The organism is Facivitalis istanbulensis, assembly GCF_040560405.1.
GTDB classification, from domain to species: Bacteria; Pseudomonadota; Alphaproteobacteria; order Sphingomonadales; family Sphingomonadaceae; genus Sphingomonas; species Sphingomonas istanbulensis.
The window spans coordinates 1-7,323 of the sequence record NZ_JAVSCQ010000056.1 but is presented as its reverse complement, the minus strand read 5'-3'; the positions used below and the strand labels follow the sequence as shown (position 1 = coordinate 7,323).

Below are 7,323 nucleotides of genomic sequence, written 5' to 3'. Positions count from 1 at the left end.
AAGGACTGGCGCCGCGTCGCCACCCGCTACGATCGGTGCCCGACCGTCTTCCTCTCCGCCATCGCGCTCGCTGCAACCGTCATCTTCTGGCTGTGATCAACGAGTCCTGACCCTAGGATGACATTCTCGGGAACAAGATCGCGGTTCCTCGATGACTGAACCGTGAAATCAACCTCCGCTTGACGCGACTTCTCGGCGCAGCCCGACATCAGAAGCAGAGATAACGGAAATGCAGATTCCATTCGCATTAGTCGTCATCCCTCTGAAAACCGTAAGCAAACGCTAGGTTATCTGCATTCGTGAGAGACGCATCGGGGCCATAGCGTGCAATAGCGCAAGCATTCGCGTCTCCATACGGACCTATTCCGTTCGTATAACGTCGATCTCCTACCCCCGGACGTTCATGACCTGATTCATGAGTGACAATTTGCCGTTGCATAGCTGGAGATGCAGCAAAGAAGCTGGGATATAGCTTTCCAGCGAAGATAGGATTATTTGTGGCGTAGGTTGTTCCGTCAGCGGTTGGACTCGCCTGGAACGGCTTTCTTCCTTGCAGACCAGATAGCATACCTTATCCTTCCTTGATTACAGAACCTATTGTTCCGGGATTGCTTCCAGCCTTCGGACCAACATAGGTGTTTAACCGATTGGCTAGCTGCTGCTGCGCTCCCGTGAGCTTGGTGCCATTCTGAAGAGCGGTTTGCAGCCCCTTCATAGCGGTTATCTGACCCTTTATCTGTCCGATTGCTTCATTCTGCCTCGCCATGAAGGTACCGCACTGCGCCGCGTTCATCGACGATCCGCAAGAGTAGGCGCCCGTCGGATCGCGCCTATTCACGGGATCGTTCCCCACAACAGGTCCGCTTGAGGCGGCTCTGCCGTATCGGTGCGGTTTTCCCGAGGCGGTGCAGCGACTTACGCGCACACGCGGGAGGCCGGTGCGGGGCCGGCAGCGGAATCGCCTTGAGGCGGTTTTTCACGACCGCGCGAGCGGCCTTCAAAGAGCGTCGGACGACATCATGCGCGCGCGGATGCGCGCGGGCAAGCGGCTGAGAGAGGATGGGTCAGGCGTGGATGTCGCCGACGCCAGTCAGGTGCAGGACACCCTTGCCCGGCAGCTCGACGCGCAGTTCCAGCGTGCCGCCTGCGGCTTCGACGAAGCGGCGCAGGGTGGACAGGTAGAGGTCGGTCTGGCGCTCTATCTTGAGCACCGAGGGCTGCTTGACGCCGAGCGCCTGCGCAATCTGCTCCTGGCTGCGGTCGGCAAGCAGGCGCAGCGCCTTCAGCCCCTCGACCTCGGCGTGCATCTTGGCGGCGCGGGCCTTGATGCGCTCGCGGCGTTCCTCGGGCAGGCTGGCCATGATGTCGTCGTGCGTGCGTGCCATGTCAGTCGTCCTTCAAGCTGTCGAGATGCTCGGTGAACCGCGCATCGGCCCTGGCGATGAGTCCCTTGTAGAACCGCTTCTGCGCGACCCCACTCTTGTCGCCCGCAACGAGCAGGATGGCGCGACGCTCCGGGTCGAAGGCGAAGGCCACGCGCCATACGCCACCTTCGGCGCGGAACCGCAGTTCCTTCATGTTGGCGTGGCGCGAGCCGGCCAGCGTGTCGGCGTGCGGTCGACCCAGCGAGGGGCCGCTGAGCGTCAGCAGTTCGACCATCGTCAGCAATTCGTCCTGCACCAGCTCGTCCAGCGCCTCCAGTTCGGCGACGAAGGCGTCATGGTAGAGAATGGTCCAGGACATGGGTTTCCATACCTCAAAGGCTATATCGTGTCCATAGCTCGCAGGCTATGTCAGTCGCCGTCGTCGGCGAGCGCGGCGTCGAGCAGGGCGCGGTCGCGGGCGAGGCGGGCGCCGGGGTGGGTGGCGGCGTGGATCTCGGCGAGCTTGGCGGCCGAGACGCGGGTGTATATCTGCGTCGTCTCCAGGCTCTCATGGCCGAGCATGGCCTGGATGAACCGGATGTCGGCACCGCCCTCCAGCATCAGCGTCGCGGCGGTGTGGCGCAGCAGGTGGCACGAGCCGGGCTTGCCGGCCCCGGCCGCTTTCACATATAGTCCTGCGTCACCAGCTTGCCGGTCGCCGGGTCCTTGCCGGTCGACGCGATGGTGAGCGCGCCCTGGCTCTGGAGCAGCTTCAAGGCATAGGCGGCGTGGCGCGCGCCTTCCTCCTCGGCAATGGCGAGCGCCTTGTGCTTGAGATCGGCCTCACCGAGATAGAAAAGCGACTGCCCGGTCATGGCGGAATAGGCGACGCGCTCCTCCTCCGGCACCAGGTCGAGCACCGCGTCCATCAGTGCGCTCTTGCCGGCCGCGCTGGTCGACTGGATCAGCACCGCGAGCGGGCGGTCGAGCTTGCGGCTGAGCGCGGCCAGATACACCGTGAGCGCGTTCTCGGCCTCGCCGACCACGTCGGTCGCGGCAATGTCGGCCGCGATGCGGTCGAGCAGGTCCGGCGCGCGCAGCCACGCCATGGCTACCGCCTCGTCCCCGGCGCTGACGACGACGCCGGGGGCCGGCGCCGTCTCGCGCAGCATCGTCTCCTGCACCGCCTCCAGCTTCAAGAGCACCTGCCCAATGTCACGCTTCATCGCGTCAGGCGGCAGTCCCAGCTCGTTCGCGGCCTCCGCGACGAAGGCAGCCCGCGCCTTGGCACTCATCAGGTCGAGGCCGTCGACATGGAAGGCTTCCCTGCGCCGGACCATCAGGTTGACCTTCATGACTTCGGGCGAGGCGTTGCGGGCGAGGCCCCGCGCACGCCAGGTCCGGTCGCCGAGCTGAATCACCACCTCGCGCTCGCCGACCGTCGCCTCGACCGGGGGCGGCGCGGACGGTGGGATGGGACTGGCGTGGCTCGGTTCGGGTATGACCTCGGGCAACACTGACGTGGGCAGCGGGTCCGGCTCAGCGGCTGAGAGAGGAACGGTGTCCACGGCATCGCCCTCATCGTCGAGCGGCACGGTGCGGGGCCGGCCCTCGCTCCCCGCCATCCACTCGGCCCCGCGCAGCAGCACGCCCAGGCTCTTGGGCGCGGGCGTGACGGCGAGCGCATAGGCGTTCGCGTCCATGCCCTTGGGGAACTGGACGCGGTAGATGCCCAGGCCATGGGGGGCGAGCCGGTCGGCCACGGCAGCGGCACCCTTGTCGCCGGCCGCGTCCCGGTCATAGGCCACGAGCACGCGGCGCACGCCATGCTCGACGAGCACGGCGACAATCTCGTCGGTGAGGCCACCCGCGCCCCAGGCGGTGGTGACGTGCCGGTAGCCGGCACACCAGAAGGTCAGCGCGTCGAGCGGCGCTTCGCACAGGATCACCTCGTCGGACGCGGTGAGCGCCGGCCAGTTGAGCACGCCGCGACGCGGGCCGGGCAGATAGAGGTGGTCGGGCGTGCCCTTCCTCAGGTCGTCGCGTATCTTGCGCCCGTGGAGGTTCACGACGCCGCCGGCCGCGGCCCGGATGGGCACCAACAGCGAACCGCGCAGATGTTCGTGCCCCGTCTCGCGCAGGACGCCCAGGCGCTGGAGCTGGCCGCGCACGTCCGCGCCGGCCTTGCGGTTCGCGGCCGGCAGCCGATAGCCCAGCGTCCGGTCGGCGAATCCCAGACCGAAGGCGTCATGAGGTCCGGGTGGGCAAGCACGCGCTTCGCCAGATAGGCCAAACAGGCGATCGACCAGCGCCAGCTCGTCACCGCGTGGCGCACCCGCGCGGACGAACTCGGCTTCACCGAGGACGTGCGCCGCACCCTCGTCGCCGGCGCCGAGGCCCGCGCGGCCGGTCTCCCGGTCCCAACGCCCAGGCAGCGCCGGCTCGCGGCCGACCAGGCCGTCGCCTTCGCCGGCCAGCACCTCGCCGAGCGCGAGGCGGTGTTCTCCATGGCCGTTCTGGAGCGCGCGGCTGGCGATGCCGGGCGCGGCCGCGTCGCCCATGCCGACATCCTCGCCGCCATCGCCCGCGCTAGGCACGCCGAGGCGCTCGTGCCGCGTGCAGTCCCGCGCGCCGCGCGTGGCGTCGCTGGCTTCGCCACCCGCGAGGGCGTCGAGACCGAGCGGCGGATGCTCGCGCTGGAGGCCGGGACGTGCGGCACGGTCGCACTGCTCGCCGACCGCTTCGACGCCGGCCGCATCATCGGCGCGGCCGAACTGCGATCGGCCGAGCACGGGCACCGCTGGACGAAAGGCCAGCGCGACGCCACCCGCGACCTCCTCCTCTCACCCCATGGCGTGACCGGCATCCAGGACAGCGCCGGCACCCCCAAGACCACGACAGTCTTGGCCACCTACGCCGACGCCGCGCGCGATCAGGGATTCGAGGTCCGCGCGCTCGCGCCCACCGCAACCGCCGCGGCCGTGCTCGGCAACGCGATCGGCGCCGAGCACATGACCTTCGCCAGGATGCTCAGCCACACCAGCACCATCGCCTGCGCCGAGCACAGCCCCGAGGTCTGGGCGGTCGACGAAACCTCCATGCTCGGCGCCCGCGACGCCGAGGCGCTGCTCGCCCAGGCCCGCGCTCAGGGCGCCCGGCTCGTCCTCGTCGGCGACGTCGACCAGCTCGGTTCCGTCGAAGCTGGACGCGCCTTCAGCCAGCTTCAGGACGACGGCATGTTCACCCCCCGACTCGACGAGATCGTGCGCCAGACCAATCCGCACACCAGGGCGGCCGTGGAAGCCATGCTCGACGGCGACGCCCAGGCCGCGTTCGATGCGCTCGACGCCGGAGGTGGCCGCGTTGTCGAACAGCCCGACACCCAGACCCGCCAAGCCGTCCTCGCTCGCGACTTCGCGGCGCTCTCCCGCGAAGAACGCGCCCGGACGCTCGTGCTCGACCCGACCCGCCAAGGTCGCCAGGAGCTGACCGACGCCATCCGTGCCGCCCTCATCACGGACGGCACGCTCGGCGAAGACGCCATGGTTGCCCGTGTCCTCGAGCCGCGTGGCCTCACCCGCACCGAAGCCCGACTCGCCACCAGCTATCAGCCCAGCGACATCGTCGCGTTCCGCAAGTCCGAGAAGGGCCGGCCTCGCGCCGGGATCGGTTACCGGGTGGAGTCGGTCGACGCCGAGAGCGGCGCCGTCCGACTCGTGCCCGACAAGGGCAAGACGCACGACTGGCAGCCCGCCCGCTGGGGTGCCGCCCAGGCCGAGGCCTTCGTCGAGGTCGAGCAGGAGTTTCGGGCCGGCGACCGCGTGCAGTTCACCCGCAACAACTACCGCGCCGACCGGCTCAACGGGCAGACCGCCGAGGTGGTCGCGATCGACCCTGCCGGCTCCAGCATGGTCGTCGAGCGCGAGGACGGGCGGCGCGACATGCTCGACCTCCGCCACCTCGCCGACCGCCACATCCGACATGGCTGGGTCCGCACCATCCACAGCTCGCAGGGCGCCACCTGCGAACGGGTCATGGCGCATCTGGAGAGCTTCCGCGCCAAGACCGTCGATGCCGCCTCCGTCTATGTCGCGATCAGCAGGGCCAGGACCAGCGCGGCCGTCTATATCGACAGCCGCGCATCCCCCACCGACGCCCTTGGCCTGCGCGATGGCGCGCAGGTCGGGGCGGTTGACGAAACGCTGATGCGCTGCGGTCCGGGCATCGTTGTCGACAGCGCCGGCCCAGACATCTAGAAATTACAACGGTAGCGAGCCCCGCCTGACTACGGCGCACTGCCAGAATCAAGCTCTATACCAGAGTCTCCGCACCAATAGAGGCATACATCCTCAGGCCCGCAAATTTTCTTTCTGAATATGCCAGACAGATTTTTAACATATCGCTGATGGAACTGAGTGAACATTGAGTTTGGACCAGCCAAGCCCAGGCATACTCCTTCTCGAGCTTTAGACCCTGATTTTGAGTCGAAGATATTCCTACCCTCAGGAGTGATAACTACATAACCTCTGACATTTACATGCTTGCCATCGAACTTGTCTGGATTTTCGACAAGCTCACTTGGCAATGTCGCCGGCACATCGTTGGACGCGGATCGCGACGCTGACACCACGCAGCCAGTAGCAATGCCTATGATAGCCAGCGACATTACGACAGCAGGTTTAACGGCCGTCATGGGAATATCCTCTGCTCGTCGTTAAGGTTCCGCTGAATGTCACGTCGCTCTTGCGATGTCATTTTGCCGTCAATCATTCGAAACTGAAGAACACCCCCTACTGCTTCGTGAACACCCAACCTGTTGCCCATGACAGTTCCGTTCGTCAGCCCTCTAGTAAGAGGCTGTGAGTCCCCGAGCGATCGGCCCCGTTGAGTATCATCTTGCATACCTTGGGACTGGCCAGGTATGTGACCGTGTATTACCGCCACATCTCCTGGCTGACTTCGAGCTCTAGCATTGTCTTGAGTTGATGTGCTTCCGGTCTTCGCGTCAGCTGGATTGCGGAAACCGATCGATCCTGTGCTATCTTTAGCCAAGAAGCCTATCTTCTCAGTGGTTCCGGACGAACTCACCCGGACTTGGCTGGCGTTATCTTGCATCGCCTTGTCCATTGCCGGCGTGTTCTGCACCGAAGCTGTAGTCTTAGGCGCGACATCGGACGTGCACAAACGACCGTCCTTGGTGCACTCCAACCCCGTCGGATCGCGCCCATTGACCGGATCGTTTGCGACAACAGCTCATCCCGCAGAGAGGAGCTATTCCTTTAATCTTGCTATCGCTCTTTTCGCTCACTGCTCTCAATGTACCGTATCACGTCAAGCCGATATCTATTGGGAGCTTCCATCCTCAAGGTGCCATAGACCTTCACGCGCGCCCTCACCAACCCAACTTGGAGAGGATTCGCGTCCAAGATGCGCGCAAAAGCCTGATATCCTTCATCTTTTACTATATCGATCCCATCATAGGGAGAGACTATGACCTTAGGGCAGTCATCATCTTGAAGTAATGACCGCTCTTGACGGTCAGATATGAACTCGGCCTCTAACGTAACCTTCACGCCGATAGAGATCGTAGGTGACTTTATCGCACTACAGATAGACTCTGCGACATGCGTATCGCCATCATCAACTCTCGGTTTCGCTTCGCACGCCGATAACGAAATGGCAGTCAAAGCCAAAAACGCCAAACTACTTGCTATTTTCAGCATGGTCCACCACTCCGGCACCAAGTGTCTGTCGAGGATCGGGCGCCCGTTGCCACAGCGGCGTCTAACTGAGACTGCGACATGGCAGGGGACCACATGCCAGTGGTTAGACTTAGGGTCAGGACTCGTTGATCACAGCCAGAAGATGACGGTTGCAGCGAGCGCGATGGCGGAGAGGAAGACGGTCGGGCACCGATCGTAGCGGGTGGCGACGCGGCGCCAGTCCTTCAGGCGTCCGA

At 64.9% G+C, this 7,323-nt stretch carries 5 protein-coding genes and 2 pseudogenes; 2 read left to right on the top strand and 5 right to left on the bottom strand.

Features of this window, described 5'->3' with window-relative positions:
- Positions 1 to 96: pseudogene (locus RN629_RS17975) on the top strand (IS5/IS1182 family transposase); the annotation flags it as partial.
- Positions 97 to 1,064: 968 nt separating this feature from the next.
- Here RN629_RS17975 and RN629_RS17970 read toward each other — a convergent pair.
- From RN629_RS17970 to RN629_RS17955, 4 genes are read right to left on the bottom strand one after another with little or no spacing between them, the layout of a single operon-like run.
- Positions 1,065 to 1,385, bottom strand: coding sequence for an XRE family transcriptional regulator (locus tag RN629_RS17970; protein ID WP_407036467.1), 321 nt, complete (start codon positions 1,383 to 1,385; stop codon positions 1,065 to 1,067).
- Position 1,386: 1 nt separating this feature from the next.
- A complete protein-coding gene (locus RN629_RS17965) occupies positions 1,387 to 1,743 on the bottom strand; it encodes a type II toxin-antitoxin system RelE/ParE family toxin (protein WP_407036466.1) in 357 nt (118 codons plus the stop codon).
- A 50-nt stretch (positions 1,744 to 1,793) separates the two neighbouring features.
- Positions 1,794 to 2,051, bottom strand: coding sequence for a tyrosine-type recombinase/integrase (locus RN629_RS17960; RefSeq protein ID WP_407036465.1), 258 nt, complete (start codon positions 2,049 to 2,051; stop codon positions 1,794 to 1,796).
- Positions 2,048 to 3,925 carry a toprim domain-containing protein gene (locus tag RN629_RS17955; RefSeq protein ID WP_407036464.1) on the bottom strand — a complete coding sequence of 626 codons (1,878 nt, stop codon included), beginning with the start codon at positions 3,923 to 3,925 and terminating at the stop codon, positions 2,048 to 2,050. The genes RN629_RS17960 and RN629_RS17955 overlap by 4 nt, the downstream gene beginning before the upstream one ends.
- Between RN629_RS17955 and RN629_RS17950 the strand changes: the two genes are divergently transcribed.
- Positions 3,872 to 5,620: an ATP-dependent DNA helicase gene (locus RN629_RS17950; RefSeq protein WP_407036463.1), complete on the top strand. Its 1,749-nt coding sequence runs from the start codon at positions 3,872 to 3,874 to the stop codon at positions 5,618 to 5,620. The two genes, RN629_RS17955 and RN629_RS17950, sit on opposite strands and share 54 nt — an antisense overlap.
- Before the next feature lie 1,596 nt (positions 5,621 to 7,216).
- On the opposite strand, the pseudogene RN629_RS17945 reads toward RN629_RS17950, so the two are convergent.
- Positions 7,217 to 7,323 (bottom strand): annotated as a pseudogene (locus RN629_RS17945) (IS5/IS1182 family transposase); the annotation flags it as partial.